The 23,046-nt window shown below is 38.1% G+C and carries 18 protein-coding genes; 9 read left to right on the forward strand and 9 right to left on the reverse strand.

From position 1 onward, the window contains the following. Nucleotides 1-8: 8 nt before the first annotated feature. Nucleotides 9-2,624, reverse strand: coding sequence for a DNA mismatch repair protein MutS (gene mutS / locus EGI31_RS04760; RefSeq protein ID WP_255036021.1), 2,616 nt, complete (start codon nucleotides 2,622-2,624; stop codon nucleotides 9-11). Between the two features lie 102 nt (nucleotides 2,625-2,726). Here mutS and mce point away from each other — a divergent pair, with 102 nt between their 5' ends. The 6 genes from mce to EGI31_RS04790 all read left to right on the forward strand — a co-directional run bounded on the left by mce (nucleotide 2,727) and on the right by EGI31_RS04790 (nucleotide 9,528). Further along, nucleotides 2,727-3,134: a methylmalonyl-CoA epimerase gene (gene mce / locus EGI31_RS04765; protein WP_255036023.1), complete on the forward strand. Its 408-nt coding sequence runs from the start codon at nucleotides 2,727-2,729 to the stop codon at nucleotides 3,132-3,134. A gap of 76 nt (nucleotides 3,135-3,210) precedes the next feature. After that, complete coding sequence (locus tag EGI31_RS04770) at nucleotides 3,211-4,293, forward strand: glycoside hydrolase family 99-like domain-containing protein (RefSeq protein ID WP_255036024.1); 1,083 nt, start codon at nucleotides 3,211-3,213, stop codon at nucleotides 4,291-4,293. Further along, nucleotides 4,290-5,027: an FkbM family methyltransferase gene (locus tag EGI31_RS04775; protein ID WP_255036025.1), complete on the forward strand. Its 738-nt coding sequence runs from the start codon at nucleotides 4,290-4,292 to the stop codon at nucleotides 5,025-5,027. The genes EGI31_RS04770 and EGI31_RS04775 overlap by 4 nt, the downstream gene beginning before the upstream one ends. A 129-nt stretch (nucleotides 5,028-5,156) precedes the next feature. Next, on the forward strand, nucleotides 5,157-6,035 hold the full coding sequence (locus EGI31_RS04780) for a glycosyltransferase family 2 protein (protein ID WP_255036026.1): 879 nt from the start codon (nucleotides 5,157-5,159) through the stop codon (nucleotides 6,033-6,035). Between the two features lies 1 nt (nucleotide 6,036). Then, nucleotides 6,037-7,053 carry a glycosyltransferase gene (locus EGI31_RS04785; RefSeq protein WP_255036027.1) on the forward strand — a complete coding sequence of 339 codons (1,017 nt, stop codon included), beginning with the start codon at nucleotides 6,037-6,039 and terminating at the stop codon, nucleotides 7,051-7,053. Between the two features lie 33 nt (nucleotides 7,054-7,086). Further along, a complete protein-coding gene (locus EGI31_RS04790) occupies nucleotides 7,087-9,528 on the forward strand; it encodes a DUF5686 family protein (RefSeq protein ID WP_255036028.1) in 2,442 nt (813 codons plus the stop codon). 25 nt (nucleotides 9,529-9,553) lie between these two features. Here the strand turns inward: EGI31_RS04790 and EGI31_RS04795 are convergent, their stop codons facing one another. Both EGI31_RS04795 and EGI31_RS04800 read right to left on the reverse strand, forming a co-directional pair. Beyond that, the gene (locus EGI31_RS04795; RefSeq protein WP_255036029.1) at nucleotides 9,554-10,339 is read right to left on the reverse strand and encodes a ParA family protein; all 786 of its coding nucleotides are present in this window, start codon (nucleotides 10,337-10,339) and stop codon (nucleotides 9,554-9,556) included. Between the two features lie 211 nt (nucleotides 10,340-10,550). After that, a complete protein-coding gene (locus tag EGI31_RS04800) occupies nucleotides 10,551-11,354 on the reverse strand; it encodes a fimbrial biogenesis chaperone (RefSeq protein ID WP_255036031.1) in 804 nt (267 codons plus the stop codon). A 56-nt stretch (nucleotides 11,355-11,410) separates the two neighbouring features. Between EGI31_RS04800 and EGI31_RS04805 the strand changes: the two genes are divergently transcribed. Continuing rightward, entirely contained in the window at nucleotides 11,411-11,860 is a 450-nt protein-coding gene (locus tag EGI31_RS04805; RefSeq protein ID WP_255036032.1) for a hypothetical protein, read from the forward strand. Then, the gene (locus EGI31_RS04810) at nucleotides 11,857-12,366 is read left to right on the forward strand and encodes a hypothetical protein (RefSeq protein ID WP_255036033.1); all 510 of its coding nucleotides are present in this window, start codon (nucleotides 11,857-11,859) and stop codon (nucleotides 12,364-12,366) included. The genes EGI31_RS04805 and EGI31_RS04810 overlap by 4 nt, the downstream gene beginning before the upstream one ends. 4 nt (nucleotides 12,367-12,370) lie before the next feature. Here EGI31_RS04810 and EGI31_RS04815 read toward each other — a convergent pair whose 3' ends face one another. The 6 genes from EGI31_RS04815 to EGI31_RS04840 form a co-directional block, all read right to left on the reverse strand. Continuing rightward, the gene (locus tag EGI31_RS04815; RefSeq protein WP_255036034.1) at nucleotides 12,371-15,061 is read right to left on the reverse strand and encodes a COG1470 family protein; all 2,691 of its coding nucleotides are present in this window, start codon (nucleotides 15,059-15,061) and stop codon (nucleotides 12,371-12,373) included. Nucleotides 15,062-15,155: 94 nt separating this feature from the next. Next, nucleotides 15,156-15,656, reverse strand: a complete 501-nt coding sequence (locus tag EGI31_RS04820; protein ID WP_255036035.1) for a hypothetical protein — start codon at nucleotides 15,654-15,656, stop codon at nucleotides 15,156-15,158. Nucleotides 15,657-15,778: 122 nt separating this feature from the next. Next, a complete protein-coding gene (locus tag EGI31_RS04825; RefSeq protein ID WP_255036036.1) occupies nucleotides 15,779-16,273 on the reverse strand; it encodes a hypothetical protein in 495 nt (164 codons plus the stop codon). Nucleotides 16,274-16,644: 371 nt separating this feature from the next. Continuing rightward, complete coding sequence (locus EGI31_RS04830; protein ID WP_255036037.1) at nucleotides 16,645-17,439, reverse strand: Rossmann-like and DUF2520 domain-containing protein; 795 nt, start codon at nucleotides 17,437-17,439, stop codon at nucleotides 16,645-16,647. A 55-nt stretch (nucleotides 17,440-17,494) separates the two neighbouring features. Next, nucleotides 17,495-18,751, reverse strand: a complete 1,257-nt coding sequence (locus EGI31_RS04835; RefSeq protein ID WP_255036038.1) for a 3-deoxy-D-manno-octulosonic acid transferase — start codon at nucleotides 18,749-18,751, stop codon at nucleotides 17,495-17,497. A 28-nt stretch (nucleotides 18,752-18,779) separates the two neighbouring features. Continuing rightward, on the reverse strand, nucleotides 18,780-19,385 hold the full coding sequence (locus EGI31_RS04840) for a trimeric intracellular cation channel family protein (protein WP_255036039.1): 606 nt from the start codon (nucleotides 19,383-19,385) through the stop codon (nucleotides 18,780-18,782). Nucleotides 19,386-19,544: 159 nt separating this feature from the next. On the opposite strand from EGI31_RS04840, the gene ileS reads away from it, so the two are divergent. Beyond that, nucleotides 19,545-23,003, forward strand: a complete 3,459-nt coding sequence (gene ileS / locus EGI31_RS04845) for an isoleucine--tRNA ligase (protein ID WP_255036040.1) — start codon at nucleotides 19,545-19,547, stop codon at nucleotides 23,001-23,003. The last annotated feature ends 43 nt before the right edge of the window (nucleotides 23,004-23,046 follow it).

Consider the following 23,046-nt stretch of genomic DNA (forward strand, 5'->3'; position numbering starts at 1 on the left):
TCTCGATTTCACTTCACCAACATTCTACGCAGTTCATTCAGCTTTAGCAATGCCTCTATCGGCGACATGGTATCCACATCCAGTTCGGTCAATTTCGTTTTCAACTCCTCTCCTACCGGATCTACCGGATCAAAAAAGCTTAACTGGAAATTATTCTTCGGAGCTTCTTTTATCTTTTCCTTGTTCTTTTCTTTGATATGGTCTTTCTCGAGGTGATGCAAGATTTCGTTGGCTCTTAAAACCACCGATTGTGGCATTCCCGCAATCTGTGCCACATGAATACCAAAACTATGCTCGCTTCCTCCCTCTTTTAGTTTTCTTAGAAAAACCACCTTTCCGTTCAACTCTTTTACCGAAACATTGAAATTCTTAATGCGTTTAAAATCCTCCGTCAGTTGGTTAAGTTCGTGATAGTGCGTAGCGAAGAGTGTCCAAGGCTTAAACTTGGCGTGATTGTGCAGGTATTCCGCAATACTCCAGGCAATACTTACACCATCGTATGTGCTCGTTCCACGGCCAATTTCGTCCATAATTACCAAACTTCTGTCGCTCAGATTATTTAGAATAGACGACGTCTCAATCATCTCCACCATGAAAGTACTTTCACCACGTGAAAGGTTATCACTCGCCCCTACTCTGGTAAATATTTTATCTACCAGACCGATTTCGGCAGCCGAGGCTGGCACGTAACAACCAATTTGGGTCATTAAAACTATTAGAGCAGTCTGTCGCAACAGTGCTGATTTACCAGCCATGTTTGGACCAGTAATGATAATAATTTGTTGGTCTTGGTCGTCCAAGAAAATATCGTTCGGTACATAGCTCTCTCCCAAGGGTAGCTGTTGCTCAATAACAGGATGACGACCATCTCTAATATCAATCACCTTATCCTCAGTTACTTTTGGCTTACAATATTTATTCTTCTTGGCCACATGAGCAAACGAAAGCAAGGCATCGATGGTAGAAATCACTCGTGCGTTTTGTTGAATCTGTGCCACAAATTCAGAAGCCGTTATAACTAGGTCATTAAAAATCTTGAATTCAATCTCAAAGATTTTGCTCTCGGCTGTTAGAATTTTTTCTTCATAAATCTTGAGCTCTTCTGTGATATACCTTTCGGCATTTACAAGTGTCTGTTTACGAATCCACTCTACTGGAACCTTGTTTTTGTGGGCATTCGAAACTTCGAGATAATATCCAAAAACCTTGTTAAAAGCAATTTTTAGAGAAGGAATACCCGTGCGGTCAGACTCACGATTCTGCAAATCCACTAAATAATCTTTTCCTGAAAAAGCAATTTTGTGCAATTCGTCTAGGTCTGCATCCACGCCTGTGCAAATCATACCTCCTTGATTGCTCAAATTGGGGGCATCATCGCGTAGCTCTTTGGTGATTTTGTCTATCAAAAATTTACAATCATTCAGTTGATTGATGTATTTTTCGAGAACCTTATTTTCATGTGTTTTTTTACCCAAAAGCTCCTTAATGGGTTCAATTTGAAGCAAAGCTCTTTTGAGTTGAACCAATTCTCGGGGGCTGATTCTTCGAACGGCAACTTTAGAAACCAACCGCTCCAAATCACCAATGGGCTTGAGTACTTGGCTCAAATCAGTCAAAATATCCTCGTCTTTGAGAAACATTTCCACTGTATCTAGTCGCTCCTCTATGGGTTTCTTTTCTTTGAGCGGCAGGACCATCCATTTACGGAGCAACCTCGCTCCCATGGGTGTGTAAGTGTAATCCAAAATATCTATCAAAGGAACCCCACCTTCAAATTGAGCATAGATCAGCTCTAGATTTCGAATAGTAAACCTATCGAGCCAAACATATTTTTCTTCGTCAAGCCTTGTTAGGCTACTTACATGATTGATGTCACGGTGTTCCGTATCAGCCAAATATTGCAGAATAACCCCAGCCGCAGTAACGCCCTCCTTGAGGTTTTCTATACCAAATCCTTTCAGAGAGTTGGTCTTAAAATGCCCTGTCAGCAGGTTGTAAGCGAAGTCATAAGAATAGGCCCAATCATCAAAAGTATAGGTGTTGTATTTGTCGCCAAACAAGGCTTCAAACTTTAGCTTGTGCTTTTTACAATACAAAATCTCTGCAGGACTAAAACCTTGAATAAGCTTATCGATGTAAGCCACGGAGCCTTCGGTAGTAAAAAATTCTCCTGTAGAAATATCCAAAAAAGCCACACCCATATAGTCTTCAGCAGCAAAATGCACCGAAGCCAAGTAATTGTTGTGCTTAAGGTCAAGCACATTATCGTTGTAGGAGACTCCTGGGGTTACCAATTCGGTCACTCCACGTTTCACAATACCCTTAGCCTGGCTTGGGTCTTCGAGTTGGTCACAAATGGCCACACGTTGCCCAGCTCTAACGAGCTTTGGAAGATAATTATCTAAAGAATGATGCGGAAAACCAGCCAATTCCTCGTGGGCTCCACCATTGTTTCTTCTGGTAAGCACGATACCCAAAATCTTTGACGCCTTAATGGCATCTTCACCAAAAGTCTCATAAAAATCACCCACCCTGAAGAGTAACATTGCCCCAGGGTATTTTGCTTTTATCTGATTGTATTGTTTTGATAGTGGAGTTTCTTTTGGGGCGGCGGGTTTGGCCATGTTTCTTTAAAAAATATAAAACTTATAGATAGATTTACTCACCTCAAAATTATATAAATTTGTTCGGAAATAGACCTCAAACCTCGAAAATAATAATCCTTTATGCTAAAAATAGAACATATTGGCATTGCTGTCAAAAGCCTGGAAACTTCTAATGAAATATTTAGCAAACTGTTTAATAAAGCCTACTACAAAGAAGAAGAGGTCACCTCAGAGGGAGTAAAAACTTCATTTTTCCAATTGGCAGATTCAAAAATAGAATTATTGGAAGCCACAAATTCTGAAAGTCCCATTGCCAAATTTATAGAAAAAAAGGGAGAGGGAATTCACCACATAGCTTTTGAGGTAAGTGATATAAGGGCTGAAATGAAAAGACTGGAAAGTGAGGGTTTTATCTTACTAAATACAGAACCCAAAAACGGGGCAGACAATAAATTGGTGTGTTTTTTACATCCCAAAACCACCAATAGCGTGCTGATAGAGCTTTGTCAAGAAAAAAATAAAGCCTAAATCTACCAAATCAAAAGGTTATAAGGCTATTTGTCTTAAATTTGTATTTTGATAAAGAGCGTATAACCTATTTCGAGTGTCAGCAAAGAAAAAATTAAGAGCTTTAGCCGTTGTTTTACCCCAGTTTCATCCTTTTCCAGAAAACGACAAATGGTGGGGAAAGGGTTTTACGGAATGGACCAATGTGACCAAGGCCCGCCCGAGTTTCAAAGGCCATTATCAGCCGCATTTGCCAGCAGATTTGGGTTTTTATGACATGCGTTTACTACAAACTCTCATAGACCAAGCCAATTTGGCCAAAGAACACAATCTGGCAGGTTTTTGCTTTTACCACTATTGGTTCAATGGCAAAAGACTCTTAGAAACTCCTGTAAATAAGATACTTGCAAGCAAAAAGCCCGATTTCCCATTTATGTTGGCGTGGGCCAATGAAAACTGGTCGAGGCGTTGGGATGGACAAGACCAAGAGGTGCTGATGGAGCAAAAATACAATGCCGGAGACCATGCCGCTCATGCAAAATACCTTTGCGAAAACGAATTCAAAGATGAGCGTTACATAAAAATCGATGGAAAACCTTTTTTCCTTTTTTACAACTCCCACATCATTCCTGACCTGAAGGAAACGATTCAGATTTGGCGAAATGTGGCAAAAGAGCATGGTTTCAAAGACATCTATTTGGGCGGGATAAAAACCTCTTCACACTATATACCAGACGCCGAAGAATTGGGTTTTGATGTGGTCATAGAATGGCAACCTGATTGGAAAAACTTAGAGATTGTTCCAAATATCTGGGATAGAATCAAAAACAAGTTTTCTTTGGGAAAAACCTATAGAAAAATTAATTTCAAGGAAGTTACAAAACGAATGATGGCCAAATCTTGCCCACCCAACAAGCATTTTCATTGTGTAGTGCCTGGCTGGGACAACAGTGCCAGAAGGAAAAACAACGCCTTTATCATGACCGATGCCACTCCCGATCTATATGCCGAATGGCTAAAAGATACCTGCGAAAAAACAGAGGTTTACTCTGAGGAAGAGAACTTTGTATTCATCAATGCATGGAATGAATGGGCCGAAGGGAATCATTTAGAGCCCGACAGAAAATGGAAGCGGGCATTTTTAGAAAAAACTAGAGACATTTTAAGCATTTATAAATGATTGCGAAAAAAATAAAAGACCTCGTACAAAGCTTGGCCCATAAGTTTGGCTACCATGTATTGAGCAAAAATAGTATCTCAGGTGATATGGTTCTTTTCTTGAAAGGAATCAAAAACAGAGGTGCTTCTGTAAAAAATATACTTGATATAGGAGCTCACAAGGCCGATTGGAGCCTGATGACTTCAGATATTTTTCCCGAAGCGGCCTACTACATGATAGAGCCCCAGGACGAAATGAAGCCTTACATAGAGACTTTCCTAAAATCCCACAATGGAGCATGGTTTCAAGGTGGTGCTGGTGCTGAAAATGGCGAACTAACCCTTAGTGTTTGGGATGATTTTGCGGGTTCATCATTTTTATTGCCTGAAGGAGAAGAAAGTGGAAAACAACAAAGAAAAGTACCTATTTACACCGTTGATTATTTGATAGAAACACAAAAAATGCCGGTCCCGGATATTTGTAAAATAGACGTACAAGGATTTGAAATTGAAGTACTTAAGGGAGCAAAAAGTATCTTAGGAAAGACAGATATTTTTATATTAGAAGCATCACTATTTAGGTTTTCTCCCAATCAGCCATTGCTACATGAAATCATCGATTTTATGGTGCAACATGGTTATGTCATCTACGATTTTGCCGGCTTTGCCAACAGACCATTGGACAAAGCCTTAGGGCAATTAGACATCTGTTTTGTACTAGAAAACAGTCCATTAAGAAGTAGTCAAGGCTGGTAAATACCAATTTAGCCACCCCTTTTTCATTTTATAATCAAACATTATTGTATATTTTTGTGAATAATTAAAAATCGGAAATTCTTATTTCCTGATTTTCTATAAAAACAAGGAGTATAAAAATCAGAATTAATGCCAAAAGTAACCGTCATACTTCCGAACTACAACCACCAAGACTACATAGAAGAAAGAATAGAAAGTATTCTAAATCAAGACTTTAAAGATTTCGAACTCATCATTCTTGACGATGCATCGATAGATAAAAGCCCAGAAAACATCCGAAAGTTTCTCAACGACCCACGTATTAAGGAATTTGTTATAAATGACCAAAACTCCGGCTCCACATTTATTCAATGGGAAAAAGGACTTCAAAGAGCACAAGGCGAATATATCTGGATTGCTGAAAGTGATGACATTGCAGACAAACGATTTTTAACAGAACTTATAGCCATTTTAGATAATCAACCCAAAGTAGGTGTGGCCTTCTGTCCCTCTATTTGGATCGACGAAAAAGGCACCAAGATTTTGGAACCTGACCATGAGGCTGATGAAGACCTTTGGCAGGGAAATGACCTCATTCAAAACGAATTTTTGGCAGGAAATCTCATATACAATGCCAGTTCTGCTGTCTTCAGGAAAAACTTAATCAAGAAAATTAGTTTCTCCCAAATTAATGAATTCAAATATACAGGAGACTGGCTATTTTGGGTACAACTTATAAGTGATGTTCAAGTCAAAAGAATAGGAAAACGTCTGAATTACTTTCGCAGACACGCTGACAACGTTTCTTTTAAGTCTGAAAGAAGCGGATTACAGTTTATAGAGGGTATCAAAATCGCTTTGAACATCTTCAAAACCAATTCAATACCGTGGTTTAAAAAGAGAAAAACGATGTTATTTTGGACAAAAAAGCTTTTTCTAACTGAAAACATAAACCATACCGAAGTCCTCAAGAAAATGCCGTTTGAAGTGAGAACTTATTTTGCTTTTTTCAAACTTTTTGGCAAATAAGATGAACGGTATATCAGTAATTATAGCCTGTTTCAATAGTGAAAAAGTAATTTCGACAACACTCAGGTATCTTCAAAATCAGAAAAATACCGAAGGCATAGCGTGGGAGGTAATATTGGTAGACAATAACTCCACCGATAACACCTCCGATACCGCTAGAAACGTATGGAACCATCAACCCATTGTACCCTTGACGGTGTTGTTAGAAGAGACTGTTGGTGAAGCTCATGCCCGTAAAAGAGGTATTCAAGCAGCTAAGTATAACATTCTGAGTATTGTAGATGACGACAACTGGGTAGCCGAAGACTGGATATTTAAGATTAACGGCTATTTCCAAAATCCTGAAATTGGACTAATTGGCTGTGCTGGAACTGGTGAATTTGAAGAAAATCCAGCCGCATGGTTCTCAGATAACCAACATGCGTTCGCCATCGGTAGGCTATATGAAGGCGATTTCACAGACATTACAGAATATGCCATAGTGCCGGGTGCAGGCCTGAGTGTCCGCAAAAACGTTTATGATACTTTGTTTAGACTCAACTGGAAACCGTTTCTGGAAGGTAGAGTTGGAAACAAACAATCCGCAGGAGCAGATAGCGAAATGTGCTATATTACGCGTTTGCTTGGCTACAAAATATACTACTCTAACCTACTCCATTTCAAGCACTTTACTGCATCTCATAGGATCTCTTGGGATCGACTAACCCGCATGACCGAGGGCTTTGGACAAGCAGATGTTTTCACCTTGCCTTACAAGATAACGTACGAAGAGTCTCAAGGGAAACGTAGTTTGATGAACTCTCTCCGAAAAAAATGGTGGTTTAATTTTTTAGGAAAAAAGATAGCACTTCTACTAAAAGATCCGTTTCAATTCATAGCTCCTCCTCCATTTTCGAAAAAAGAACTGAACAGAATCAGAAATAAAGCTTTTTGTGAGACGATTTGGGTGGAAAGAAAGAAATTTGAGGGTAGTTTTTCTTATTTAGAGAATATATCTAAAGGGAATATTCTGCTCTGAAATGATTGTAGGTCAAGACTAAAAACGTACGATTTGAAAATTTTCGGCAAATCTATCCTTATCCTGTTTTTAATTTACTGCAAAACAACATTTGCACAAATAACTTATATAGAAGGAGTTGTAATATCTTCACTCACCTCTAGACCAATCGAGTACGCCAATATACAAGATAAGATAAATCTAAAAGGGGTTAGCTCAGATTCGCTTGGGAATTTCAAACTGCCGATTTTCTCCAAAAACACTTTGCTCACGGTTACATGTGTTGGTTACGAAAGATCTGAAATCAGGGTAAATCCAAATAGTTTTGTGGTTATAAAGCTCAATCCATTAGACAAACAACTGGAAGAAATAACCGTAAAACCAGAGGAAAATCCGGCTTGGAAAATCATAAGACTAACTCTGGCTAACGCCAACAGAAATAATCCTCAAAAAATAGCACAATTCAAGGCCAGTCATTATTCCAAAATCAGCTTGAATGGTGAAATAGTGCGTTTTCTAAGTAAAAATCCTAAAGACAGCCTCATTGACAAAGAAAGAAGCCTACTGCTGGTGGAAAACCTTGGACATTTCTATCAAAAAAATAAAAGTCAGAAAGATATTATTGCACACACTATAAGCAGTTTCCCAAAAAACTACCCTATCAATTTGATGACCAATAGCCTAATAAATCCACTGGGGTTTTATGAGCCCTTGATACAGATAAACTTGAATCTGCTAACTACAGTATTTGATAACTCAGCTTTACAAAACCAGCGTTTTTATGTAAATCCAATAAATGAAAAAACTTTCTCACAATATAACTTCAGCCTGATAGATACCTTAGACAACGGATCTGATTCAACTTTCTCCATACTTTTTGAGCCCAAAAACTCGGTTTCAATTAATGGACTCAAGGGACTATTGCGAATAAATTCAGACGGCTATGCCATTGAGGAAGTACATGCCTCCAATGCGGATTCTTTGCAAACAATGCAGTTTGTCATCAAACAAAATTATCAAAAAACTAAAGGAATATGGCATCCAAAATTCAGGTTACTGGGCTTAGATTATCTACTAAAAATTGACAAAAAAGACCTAAAATTAACCTACCAAATAGAGGACTATTTCTCTGATTTTACAACAGATTTCAGCCAAAACGAAGTAACCTTTGATGGCACCAATCGCCTGGTTATGCCTAAAGCGGATACGATTTCAAAGTCAGAATTTGACAAAATGCGTGCGGTGCAGTTGCTGCCCAAAGAAGAGCTGCTGTACAAGAAAGCAGAGATGGCCAACAAAAAATTATTCACCCAAAAGGTAATTGTACCCGTAATGGCCCTGTTTAATACGGCCATCAATAACGGCTTAATGGTGGGTCCATTTTTTTTACTCTATAACCAACTGGACTACAACCAGCATGAAGGCCTAAGGTTAGGCTTAGGAATACAGAATGATATACAAAGAACACCCAGGTGGCGAGTTTACCTAGGTTCTGCTTACGGCCTCGAGGATCAAAAACTTAAATATGAAGGCATTTTGAGCTATCACTTTACCAAAGACCGCTACAACAAAATCGAAATATACGGCGGAAACGACCTCCGAAGACCGGGGCAAAATCCATTGCTTTTTGCCAATTATGTTTTACCACAAAGATTGGGATTAAATCTTGGTTCGGGTGAATACTTATTGGATAATTATAAAAAAATAGGTTTAGCGGCATATTTTAAACCATTCAATTGGACACAGGTGAAGGTCTTTCATGAAAGAGAAATCAGAACGCCTGTCAGTTATAAATTAACAGAGAACGCAGTAACAGATTACCTACATACAGGGCTCAGTTTTAGGTTTGCAAGAAAAGAAACCATGACCAGAACGGGCTATTTCGAAAAAGTACTGAACCCTTATTTCCCAATTATAAGGCTCAATATTAGCCGATTCGATAGTCGGAAGGTATATCATGAGAATTTCTGGAAAGCCAATTTGGTCATATCTCACCAGATAAGAACAAAGAAAATAGGAAAAACCATGACCGTCTTATCAGCCGGAAATTCATGGGGAGTTTTACCTTTTCAATACCTTTTTAATAACCTGTCGGTACCATTAAACATTTGGGGAAGCAACAGCAAGGAGGGATTCCAAATGCTCAATACGGCTGAGTTGGGATACAACAACTATGTGTCATTTTCTGCTTTTCATGACTTCGAGAAAAGTATTTGGAAGCCAAACAGCTCATGGTTTCAACCCGAATTTATGATAGGCAACAAAATCGCTATTGGAAAACTCACTCAAACAGCTCCTATCATAAACGAAGAACCACTTAAAGACATTAAATCAGGTGTTTTTGAAGCATCTCTCAGTATCAGAAATATCGTCAAAATAAAACTATTCGGTTTTAAAATTGGCTTAGGTGCTAACCTAGTCTATGACTACTCCTCAGTCAATTTCGGGGTGAAAAGATTTGGTATCCGACCGTTCGTTTTGCCTGTATTCTTTTAAAAATACAGTGTCTATTATCCAAAACTCATCTTTTATTTTTCCTCAGATTATACTTTTCCAAAAACTCTAAAATCATTCTATCGTAGGCATTTGCTCCGATAGATTTCTTTTTAGACAAAATCACCGGAACTTGTTTGGCGGTTGAGTCAATAAAGGCCATGTCACGAGGAATATAGGTATCAAAAACCTGATCTTTGAAGTTCTCTCTCATCAAGCCCAAAATTTGATTGGAGAGGTCATTGTCTTCGTCGTGCATGGTGAGCAATATACCTTCAACGTAAAGTTCGGGTTTTAGTCTTTTCTGGATAATCTTGAGAGTTCCGAGTATGAGTTCTAATCCTTCAATCCCAAAATACTCACATTGCAACGGGATTATCACGGAATCAGAAGCCATAAGACTGTTAATAGGCACAATACCCAATGACGGAGGGCAATCGATAAAAATAAAATCGTACAGAGGTTTAATAGGTTCAAGTTTTTCAGTGAGGATATATTCTCTTTCTGTAAAATTGACCAATTCTATCTCGGCTCCCACCAAATGTGGCGTAGACGGTATAAGGTCTAGATTGGGATAACCTGTACGTATAATACAATCTTGAATAGGGCTGAGACCGACCAAGGCCGCATAAATGCTTTTGTTGTCGTACTCAGACTTAAGACCAAACGCCACCGTGCAACTGGCTTGGTGGTCGGTATCGATTAGTAACACCTTGTAACCGCGAGCAGCCAGACCTGCCGATATATTCACCGCGGAGGTGGTTTTACCCACTCCACCTTTTTGATTCGAAATTGCAATTACTTTAGGAAGCATCTATAATTTTATTGGACTACAAATTAAAAACTAATTTAAACAGCAAAGGAATATTTTTGATTTTTAATTTACCAATTACGCATCTTCCACTTCATAACCACCCTATTGTGAAGTATTGTGACGATTTAGGGCAGAAATAAAAAAAGAATCGAATACTCCGCCAATGTGAAGTATTCGATTTTATATAAAGGAAGTATTCTTGAAGTGCGACTTACTTTATTTCTATCACCTTCTCTATAGCTTCTAGCGGATTAGAATCGCCATAATCTGCAATGGCCAAAAGCGAATATTTACCTGGTTTGATGTCTTTGGGTAAGTCAAGTTTAATAATTCTTTTGCCATAAGGAAACAAAGGAAAATCAGCATTGGGTGCTACCAATTCTTCGCCCGTGGTAATGTTGGTGAGTTCAACATGGGCTTTTACCATGGTCATGACGTTGCCGTCGTTTTCAATCATAAAATCAAAAGTATTTTTTTCATCCTTACTTGGATTCAGCGACACTGCTTTAATGGCCTGTTTAGATAAATTGAAAGGTGTTTGGTACAAATGCACTCCCACTCTAACTATCTCATTTATAAATGTTTTAATCTCTTGCGGGCCGTTAGCTTCTGGTTTTTTCAGTGTAGCACCCTGAATAAAAACCATGGCCCATTTCATTTTTTCCAAAGCTTCAGGATTCTCCGGTGCTTGTAAAGTAACTACAATTTCCTCCATCTCACCGGGCTTGAGTTCAATAAAGTTTTTATTTAATCTTACCCAACTTGCACAAGAGTAAGGTTGGGTATTTGGTGCAAAATATTGATGACTCCCAGTTTCGGTACGAGTCCAATCTCCGAGGTTAATTTCAAATGCTTGAAGCTCCGCTGAATTATTAGTTATGGTGATAGTTTGGTTTTCAGAAGCTCCCGGATTACCTAAGTGGAAATTGATAATTGAAGGATTTATGTTAATTTGCTGCCCGAAAGAAAAAAAACTCGTTAAAGAAATTAGGAATGTGTACGAAATACGTCTCATTTAATAAAGTTTTATTTAGTAAAGTCTCAATTTTATTCAAGACATTAACGTGTTTTTTGCTGATTAATGTCTCCTTTGTATGTAACAAAGTTCATGCCCAAAATCTCACCCTTTCAGTACAAAGTTCGTCACTAAACTTTGATTATTCAAAAGAAAGTGATTTTGAAACCTCTAGAACTATTCAAAAAGCTTTTAAACTTACCGTTTCGTCTAGAAACAGGGGTATTTTCATTTATGGACGCATCCAACCGTCTGCCAATGTACTGATGAGTTCGGTTCCACAAAATCCTTTTGGTGTGAAAGTTAACTACTCTCCTGTTACTATATCGAGTTCTTATTTTCAGCCGAGAAACCTAACGTTTTCAGACATAACGGTGTTGGCCTACAACAGCAGAATAACAAGACCAATTGCCTTCGACTTTGACCTAATTTTGAATCCAATTGGCTACACTATTGCACCCGAAAACTATGATTATTCTATCATTTTCACGATAACCGAACAATGAAAAAAATATTCATCTTAATTACCGTCTTTTCGACTTTTCTAAATGGTAGGCTTTCCTATGGACAAGGTATTAGTCAGCCGGTTTCTGCTCGTTTATCTGTTAAGTCTTTTATTTCGATGAAAATCAATAAATCTCAAAATATTGATTTCAAATTTAATAGTACGGAGCAGATGGAACAAGGTATAACAAAACCCAATGCTTTCAATGTAGAAATCAAAACCAACCAGAACTGGAACCTGAGCGTTTCATCATTAACGCCCAACTTTTTAGCGTTAGGCCCTGACTCTCAAACACTTTTACCTTCGAGCATTTTGGGTTTACGAAAATCCAACACCAGTTCATTTATTTCTGTTGCTCAAAACCCCGTATCGTTGGCAACAGGAGGGAGAGGTAGCAGTACAAATGGTCAGAACCAATTTAATCTAGATCTCAAAGCTACTCCAGGTTTAAATTTCGACGGGGGAAGTTTTACACTTGTGGTTATTTTTACGGTTTCTCCGCAATAAATACCTACTGTTTCTTAATATTGATTTTACGTTTTTTCTGTAAAATCTTGAATTCTAAATTACTAGAGCTGGCATTTCTTAAGTCTACCGTTTTGATACTTTTTTCAATTAAAAGCGTTTCTCCAAAAATATTATCAGGAATCTGAATATTGTAGATATCGTCGTTCAGGTTGAAGAAAAACTCACCTTGGAAGTCTGTAATAGCCTTGAATATTTCACCCTTGCGGTTTACGGCCACCACCAATACGCCATTGAGCGATGGTGGAGGTGCATCAGTGGCATATTCTTTATTGAATACCACCCTGCCGCTAATCATTTTACTTTTCTTAAATGGCACCCCAATATTTACATTTCCCGAGAGCATTATGGTATCTCTCACACCTTTACTGGCAATCCACCCTTTCAAATTACGAACATTTCTATAGTCCACAATATGCTCTCCTTTGTCTGAGTTTTTGTAAGAAGCAAAGCCATTTTTGTTGGTCAAAACATTATTGCCGTTAATCACAAGATTGGCGTTTTCAATAGGTTCCTCCCCTTTGTCGAAAATCTCGTTGCCATTTTCATCTTTAAACAAAAACAACCTAATACTGTGGTACTTAGGAGCAATAGCCATCGGTACATTGAAGGTTCTCTTGAACACCAAACTCAAATTTGGAGAAGATTTTGGACGTAAAACATCAAATGCCGCAACGATATTTAAACCTCCACGTATTTTTGGGATATTCAGATTTATGTCATTCCTTAACAACAAAATAGGGTCAGCAGCTTTAAAAAATTGCATGTAACCTAAACTCATCCGGTTGATAAAATTCGAATTATAATTTTTGGCTTCATAGAAAAGAGAAAAGTTTTTTCGCTCCGAATATATACCTGTGTTTTTAAGATATATGAAGTCGAAATAATAATTTGGACCATACTCGTAGGTTGCCATTAAACCGAGCTTTTTATAGCGGCTATTAGCAAATACATTAATGGCATTATATTGTTTCCCGTTCTCAAAATCACCCAATGAACTTCTTGTCAATGATAGGTTGACAGAATTATTCAGATTTTTTCTTGAATAATTGTAATTGAGTGAGCCTTTATATCCTTCCATTTTGGGATTACTCAAACTGTCCTGTAGCAATGTAATTTTTGAAACTGAAAAATCCATTGAGGTAGCCCTAAATCCAAAACCAATTTTTCCTCCGAAGCTCTGATTACTAAATTGAAAAACCTCATTTGCCACAGTATTTTCTTGGGTGTAAATAATGGGTTGTCTATTATTTTTGTCGGCAAATGCACCAAAATACAGTTTTCCAGCATAGGCTCGGGCTTCATGCTCGGTTATCAGCAAACCACGTGTGATACCAGGGAAAAACGGACTATAGTAAACATAGTTCGACTTTATATTTATGGCCTTTGTATTGGCCTCATATCTGTAGCCGTATGAATAGCCCGACTGTAGCTCACCTATTTTTATAGCTTTTTCGGTGCTATATCCGCCAATTAAAACCAACCTTTGGTTGTTTGAAATTCGAAGAAATAAATTGTGCATGCCAAAGAAGTTTGTTGTTTCAAACTTATTATCTCTAACAAACAATGCATTTGATTTCATATTGGTCGTTTTCCCAATCATCAGGTCATTCCTAAAGCCAATCATATCTACGTTTCCAATTCGGCTCTTGACACCGAACAACTCTGTCTTCTGAAAATTGCTATTCTGAAAAGTTAAATTTATGCCATTACCGTCAATCTGGTAATTCATAAAGTCTATTTGACTTCCGACACTTGCCTGAAACTTCGTTGAGAAATAGTTAAACTGCCTAAAAGTTGGCGAAAAGTTATCGTCAAGACTGACCGCTCCTGACCTATACCTGAAGTTGAAATTTCTATTTTTGCCCAAATCATAAACCCCATCCGTCTCGAAATAGCCAAATCTCGAGTTATTGAGCAAAAGGTTCAAACCAAAAAAAGACGTATTTAACGTCAGATTGGCATACTTTGAAGGATGGGCAAAATAAGTATCAGAAATAAAAAACACCTGCTGTTGCAGTTGTTTAACACCACCTCTGGAGGTGATATCAATATATACGTAGCTTGAAGTTGAAATCTTACTTTTGCTTCTTATAAATACCTGAAGCGTGGTATCCCTACCTGGTGCCAGAAGTACCTGAGTACCCGAAGAAGAGTGACTGAGACGCAAATCAGACTTAAAATCTACCAAAAACAACTCTTTTTTATTTCCTCCATTTGATATTTTCAGAGAAAACTTAGGTATCGTGTCTTCTTTGGTAATGTTTAAAATTTGATTCGGCAGGGTGGCATTCCATTTTATAAGTTGAGAGATTTTGGTCAAAAATTTATAACTCTCCTCATTGTTTGTAAAATTATTGGTCACATAAAGTGTCACAGGGTAGATGATATTGCCTATGGAATTGGTTGATGGTGCTATTCGTAACGGAACAGTAATAGATTGGCCGGCTTCAATCTCTAACAGGGGTTCTATTTGATTTACCAGATTCCAACCTTGTGGCATGCCTAGCTTTACGCTAAGAGACATTTTAGTGTTGGAACTATTAAAAACCGTGAAAGAGTTGAAGCCGAACTGGCCAGCATTAATTTTTAATGAGTCTTTTAGAAAAGTCAGTTGGTATTTTTCATTGGATATTCTATTTTGCCCAAACGCCGAAAGACCCATTGAGATTATCAATGAGCACACTATTAGCAGGGGCCTTATTTTTTTTAGAACACGCAATTTTTTTTATTTTATTAGGAAAAAAAGCAAATTGATTATCCAGAGATAATCAATTTGCGGTGATAGTAAAAACTACCGGTAATGTATAAGTCCCTTCATCATAATTCAATCCAGGAGTTATATCGTAATCCATTGTGAAATAGTTTCCCAAAACATCCCAGTTTCCTTTATTTCCCGTGCTAAGTTGCTGATCAACTGTACTTAACGAAAAATATCCTGACGGAGCCAATGTTTTCCGTATTTTAACAATACTGCAAGGCATAGAATTGGGACCTGCTGGGATTTTATCAAAAAACTGATTTTGAGCTTTTACACTTATCATCCAGCTTTTATTTGACCTCACTTGGAGTGCCGCCGCAGCTATTCTTTCAATTCCGTTATTGAGCCTATTGGCTGTGTTAAAATTAAAATTGAGATTTGGCGTAAATCCTATGTGAAATCTGATATCCAACACTTGAGAAACATTCACGGTTACTTGATGTGATGCTGTGGTTTGGCACTTGGCTAAAATGGCAGCACTCATCAACATAAGCGTAATGAATGTTTTCATTTAATTTGATTTTTTGGTTTAACTTAAAAATTTGATTTTTAAATTATTAGGAAACCCACTCAAATTAAATTTGGAAAAAAACCTAGGCCTTGAAATCCAAGGCCTTCTGGTTGAAATTCAAATTATTGTGCCGAAACCGTGTAAACTACTGGCAAAGTGTAAGTAGCAGGTTCGTGATCAAACGAAGGCAATGCTCTGTAATCAACATTGAAAGTGTTAGCTCCGTATCCACCTTTGTTACCAGTTGTTAACTCTTGGTCAACAGTAGTAAGACCTAAATAAGCACCTGTACCTCTTTTTACAGAAAGAATAGAAGCTGGCATCGCAAGAGCAACTGTAGTAGAAGGAGTAAAGTTAGCTTGACCAGCCTTCACACTTAGTTTCCAGTTTTTGTTCGAACGTACTTGTAAACCTGATGCATTAAGGTTTTCCTTTCCAGTTTCAATCTCAGCACCATCAGCAAAGGTAAATGTGGTGTTGTTAGGGCCTGAAGGCTGGAATCTTACGTCCATCACGGTTGGTATTGTAACCGTCACAGTGTGTGTTGCAGATAACTGAGCGTTAGCTGCAAAAGCTACCAAAACAAGAGCGATTGATGTCAAAATTGACTTTTTCATAAATAATAATTGTTTAGTTTTTTGGGTTAGTTTCACAATGGCTTTTTCCTGACAAATTATTGGAACCGATTGATTCACTAAATCCTAGTTATAAAATAATTTAATTAGCGAGCGGTAGTTTTTATGGGAATAATCCTACATCTCATGAATTGACTACCCAAAATCTATGCCATTGTATGAAGAACAGAAGATACAATTATTTTTAAGAATAAATTATTAAGCGGCACTAAATTCAAAATTTAAAACCAAAAAACACATAACTACCTAATCAACAATAAGTTAAAAATCAAAAACACCCACTCAGTAATTTTTTAAGAAAAATTATAAATGGGTGTCCGAAAAAAATAATTAGAATTTTGATTCTTGAAAAATCAGGCGTGCCAATCTTGAATACTGTTAGAAACGGCTTTGTAAACCTTGGCAAGGTCTTCGTCGTCGGCCAAATATGCCAATTGATTTTTGAGAACAGTGTCGTCTCTTCTTATGGCCGGTCCGGTTTGTACATCAGCAGGATGATTGGCCGCCATGGCTTTTTTGAAAGTTTCGGTTATGAGTGGCCTGAGGAGTTCAAAATCTAAATCTTCGGCCTCTAGAATTTCCTTTGATAGTGCCCAAAGGTGATTGGTAAAGTTGCAAGAAAACACAGCCCCTAGATGTAAAACCGCTCGCTCGGAGGAATTTAAAAGGTAAATTTCTTTTGATATGATTTTACCAAGTTCCACCAACTTTTTTTGTGTCTCTTCATTTTCGGCTTCGATACATATCGGTATTTCTTCAAAACTGACATTTTTGCCTTTTGAGAAAGTCATAATGGGATAAAAAACGCCTGCATTCACTTTCAAATCATGATATATTTCGAGGGTTTTCACAATAACCTCCATGGGTCTAGAGCCAGAAGTATGGACCAAGATGGCGTTTTCGGGTAAAATTATTTTAGAACAGACTTCTTCGATAGCGTCGTCACTAACACAAATAAAAAACACCTCAGATTCACTTTCTGAAAAATCGAGCTCGTCTGTAGCCTGGGTGTCGTATAAATCATCTGCCAATAGAATGGCTTTGCTTATTTCACGGCCGTATATTTCGTTTACTTTGATTTCTTGTTTTTCGAAAACTCTGGCTAGATGCCAAGCAATATTGCCTGTACCTATGATAGAAATATTCATTAGGGTCATAGTTTAAACCCCCAAAATACACACAAATTCAGAAATACCCAACCTTTCAGATTTTTGCTAAGAATTTTATAATGGTATACGTAGCTCCTGACTGAGATTTTACAAAATCTTTGGATGCCTTTTTTACACTTTTAAGTTTTTCTAAATCTAAACCTTCAAATATTTCTACGAACTCACTTAAATCTTTAATCGGGGAGGCCACTTTACTGTCTATCAAACCTTTGGCTTCTTCAAATTTGTGATAACGCCTATCCCCAAAAAATATAGGAACCCCAAAAACCGCCGCTTCCAAAATATTATGCAGCCCTTTTCCGAAACTTCCACCCACAAAAGCAAAGTGTGCATACTGATACAAGGACGACAGAAGCCCTATGCTATCGATAATTAAAACCTGAGCCTCAGGAAGTTTTTTGTCTTTAAAGTCTGAGTATTTAATGGCACTAAGCTCTTTAGCCCAAGTTTTTATTTGTGTTTCATGCAACTCATGAGGGGCAATAATAAATTTTATCTGAGGATGACTTAAAGCAAAAGGAATCAGCACTTGCATGTCCTCTGGCCATGCACTGCCTACCACAAAGACGGGGTCGTGTTTGACAAAATCTGCCATTCCCGCTATGGGCTGAATTTTGGCCAAATTATCCAGAACCCTATCAAATCTTGTATCCCCAGCCACCGTATAACTTTGATAATCAATAGTTTCCAACAAACCAGCGGTTGCCGTATTTTGCACAAAAAGATGTTCGAACGAAAACAACAATTCTTTAAAATAACCGCCCCAAGGCTTAAAAAAAGCTTGACCTTCTCTTAAAATGACCGATATTCCGATAAGTTTTGTGTCGTTTGATCGAAGTGCTTTTATGGTATTGGGCCAGAATTCGTATTTGACAAAGACGGCGATTTTAGGATTCACCATTTTCACAAAATGTTCTGCCTTTGACTTGGTATCGATCGGCAAATAACAAATAAAGTCAGCCAAAGGATAGTTTTTGCGTATCTCGTAGCCCGAAGGAGAAAAGAAAGTTAGAAGAATACTAACATTTGGATTTTGACTTCTAAATGCCTCCAAAACAGGTCTACCCTGCTCAAACTCTCCCAAAGAAGCACAATGAAACCAAATAATTTCCCTGTCTGGATTTTGCTCTCGCCAAGTTTTTATATTTGCTAAAATTGCCGGAATTTGTTTTTGTCCCTCCACAAACAATTTTGCTTTTGGACCAAAAAACTGTACAAAATAGATAAGCTTATCCACCAAAAAGATAAATAAATTATACCCGAAACCTACCAGTGTATCAAAAACTTTCAAGAAGTATAATGTTTAAGTTTTGTCAAAATTAACTTTTGATATTCGGTAAAGAAATATTCATTCTGATAGCCAAAAATCTTATCAAGACTATAACAAAGAACACCAAAATCTCTTTATAGTCTTTCAAAAAATTGAAATTTTCTAATAAAAAATAAAGGAAACCACCTAATATGCAAGCAGTTGCATAAATTTCTTTTCTGAAAAGTGTCGGTATTTCGTTCAAAATAATATCTCGAATCACACCGCCGAAACAGGCAGTAATGGTTCCTAAAATTATACAAGAAGGCCAACTAAGCCCAGCTCCTACCCCTACTTCGATACCCTTAATAGTAAAAAAACCTAAACCTAGGGTGTCAAAGAAAACCAAGGTTTTATCGAGTTTATTGATTTTATTTTTAAAAATGACCGTTAAAACAGAAACGCTGACAATCAAAACGACGATTTTGGTGTCCAGAAGCCATTTTACGGGAAATTGTCCCAAAAGAATATCTCGAAGAGTACCTCCTCCCAATGAAGTCACAAAGGCTATCACCGCCACACCAAAAATATCCAGGTTTTTCCGAATACCCGCTAAAGCACCAGATGCCGCAAAAGCGATGGTTCCGCCTATGGTTATGAAGGAGAAAATTTCCAATGACTGCCTAATTAATTCACAAAATTAGGATAGTATTTTGAATAGATAAGGCAGAATGCCATAAATATGCTTTTTTGAGCAATTTGCATTCTCTCCTTAAAAGTAATTTTCGTATCTTTGCACCCAATTTTTTAAACAGTAAAGTACAATTTTTAGGTGATGAGATATCCAGAGTACAAGGCGGTTAATTATGCAGAAATAGCTGACGAGATATTAGATTTTTGGAAAGAAAACGAAATTTTCGAAAAATCTATTGAGGTGAGAGAAGGGCATCCGGCGTTCAATTTTTACGAAGGACCACCATCTGCCAACGGCACGCCGGGTATTCACCACGTAATGGCCCGTACCATCAAGGATATTTTTTGTAGATATAAAACCCTCCGTGGCTTCCAAGTAAAGCGTAAAGGAGGCTGGGATACGCATGGTTTACCTGTAGAATTACAAGTTGAGAAAGAACTAGGTATCACCAAAGACGATATTGGCAAGAAAATATCCGTAGCCGAATACAACCAAAAATGCCGTGAAGCAGTCATGCGATTCACTGACATTTGGCAAGACATGACCGACAAAATGGGCTACTGGGTGGACATGGAAGACCCTTACATCACTTATAAAAATGATTACATCGAGTCCATCTGGCATTTGCTTAAGAAGCTTTACGACAAAGGTTTACTTTACAAAGGCTATACCATTCAGCCATATTCGCCAGCTGCTGGAACAGGCTTAAGTTCGCACGAACTCAACCAACCAGGCTGTTACAGAGATGTCAAAGACACTTCTTTGACTGCACAGTTTAAAGTTACAAAGAACGCCAAATCTGAGTTTCTTTTTGAGGCTGCAAACAACGGAGAAGTTTATATTTTGGCTTGGACCACTACCCCTTGGACATTGCCATCCAATTCCGCTTTGACGATTGGCAAAAATATTGAATATGCACTGGTTAAGACTTTTAACCCCTACACATTTTTGCCAGTAAACGTAGTATTGGCAAAAGACCTGGTAGGGAAATATTTTTCGGATAAAGGCAAAGATGGTGATTTTGCTGGATTTGAGAATTCAGACAAAAAGACTTTCCCTTGGGAGATATTGAGCACTTTTAAAGGATCAGAAATTGATGGCGTAGAATATGAGCAACTGATGCCCTATGTACAGCCTAAGAGCTCAGCTTTTAGAGTAATCATTGGTGACTTCGTGACTACCGAAGACGGTACTGGTGTGGTTCATACCGCACCTACTTTTGGTGCCGACGACTTTAGGGTGGCTCAGCAGCACGGCATTCCTGCCATAATGGTTTTGGATGAAAGTGGAAAAGAAATGCCTTTGGTGGACCGAAAGGGAAGATTTGTGGCCGAAGTAACCGACTTTGCTTTGGAATATGTAAAAGAAGCATACTACACCGAGCAAGAATTAGAAGCAGAAAAAGTAAAACAGAATAGAGATAAATATCTTTCGGTAGACGAAAGAATAGCGATAAAGTTAAAAACCGAAAACAAAGCTTTCAACGTTCAAAAGTTCGATCACCCTTATCCACATTGTTGGAGAACAGACAAACCAGTTCTATACTATCCGCTTGATTCTTGGTTTATAAGAACAACAGCCGCAAAGGAAAAGTTAGTAGAACTTAACAAAACCATCAACTGGCAACCAGAAAGTACTGGCTCGGGTAGGTTTGGCAATTGGCTAGAAAACTTGGTGGATTGGAATCTTTCAAGATCGAGATACTGGGGAACGCCTTTGCCTATTTGGAGAAGCGAAGATGACGAGGAAGTATGCATAGGTTCAGTAAAAGAACTGCTGGACAGCGTGGAAATGGCTAACTCGTCAGGTAAATTATCGGCGGAGCAGTTGGAGAAGAATAAGGCGTTTTTGGCAAATCTAGATACGGATAAATTCGACCTCCATCGCCCGTACGTTGATGAAATATATTTGGTTTCAACCTCGGGCAAAGTAATGGTTCGTGAAGCTGACCTCATAGATGTTTGGTTTGACTCTGGGGCCATGCCTTACGCTCAATGGCATTATCCATTTAGCCAACAAACCCCCGAAGGGGGCTCAAATACTAAAACTCCCACTGGGGGCTTGGGCACTACTTTCCCTGCCGACTTTATCTCTGAAGGTGTAGACCAAACACGCGGTTGGTTTTTTACACTTCATGCCATAGCAGGAATGCTTTTTGATTCTGTAGCCTTCAAAAACGTAGTTTCTACGGGATTGGTTTTGGACAAAAACGGCAATAAAATGTCGAAAAGATTGGGTAACTCAGTAGACCCTTTTGATACTCTTAAAAAATTCGGAGCCGACCCAACGCGTTGGTACATGATTACCAATGCCGAACCTTGGGACAACCTCAAATTCAATTCTGACGGTATTCAGGAAGTTCAAAGGAAATTTTTTGGCACCCTGACCAATACCTACAATTTCTTTGCACTGTATGCCAATCTGGACAACTACCAACTGGAGCAGTTCGACAGAGTACCGAAAGAAAAACTTACGGAACTAGACAGATGGATAATATCGAAAGTGTACACACTTGTAAAAGAGGTGGGAGAAGAATTTGACGCCTACAACCCAACTAAAGCCGGTAGATTGATACAAGATTTTGTTTGTGATGATTTGTCAAATTGGTATGTAAGACTCAATAGAAGACGTTTTTGGCAGGGTGAAATGACCGAAGACAAGCGTGCGGCTTACCAAACTCTGCAGCACTGCTTGGCTGCCGTAGCACAATTGATGTCGCCAATAGCTCCTTTCTATGCCGATTGGTTGTATAAGAACCTTACAGATCAAGTCAGACAAGAATCAATTGAAAAAAATACGCCATTCAGACACGAATCGGTGCATTTTTCAGAATGGCATACCTACGATGAATTTTGGGTAGATTCTGAACTGGAAGAAGCAATGACTTTGGCCCAAAACATCTGTTCAATGGTGCATGCCTTGAGAAAGAAAAGTAGCTTGAAAGTTCGTCAGCCATTACAAAAAATACTCATTCCGGCTACCTCGGCAAAAGTGAAGGCCCAAATTGAACACATTACCTCTATCATACTTTCGGAGGTAAATGTAAAAAGTGTGGAGTTTTTGGATGATGAAAGTGGTATTTTAAAGAAAAAAGTAAAGGCCAATTTCAAATCATTAGGACCAAAGTTTGGCAAAGATATGAAGGCAGTGGCCGATACCATTCAAAACATGAATGCCGATGAGCTTAAATCGCTTGAAAAGACTGGCAATATCAACCTCAACGGATTCGAACTTGCATTGAGTGATGTTGAAATACTCACTGAAGACATTCCAGGCTGGCTTGTAGCCGTAGAAGGCGGTATAACGGTAGCTTTAGACATCAACCTCAGCGAAGAGCTTAAGCAAGAAGGCATTGCCAGAGATTTTGTCAACAGAATCCAGAACCTAAGAAAAGAAAGTGGTTTTGAGGTAACCGATAAAATCGCAATTCAATTAGAAAATACGAACAAGGAAGTATCGACAGCGGTAAATAATTTCAAATCTTATATTTCTACTGAAGTACAAGCCTTAGAATTAGAAATTACTAATGCAGTTTCGGATGCTGTGGAGGTAGAAATGGACGAAATAAAACTAAAAGTAAAAATAGTTGTAAAAAAGTAAAAACCTAAGGGCTTAATTTTAAATAGCTTAGAAAATACTTTAG

This window comes from Lacihabitans soyangensis (assembly GCF_024343775.1).
GTDB classification, from domain to species: Bacteria; Bacteroidota; Bacteroidia; order Cytophagales; family Spirosomataceae; genus Leadbetterella; species Leadbetterella soyangensis.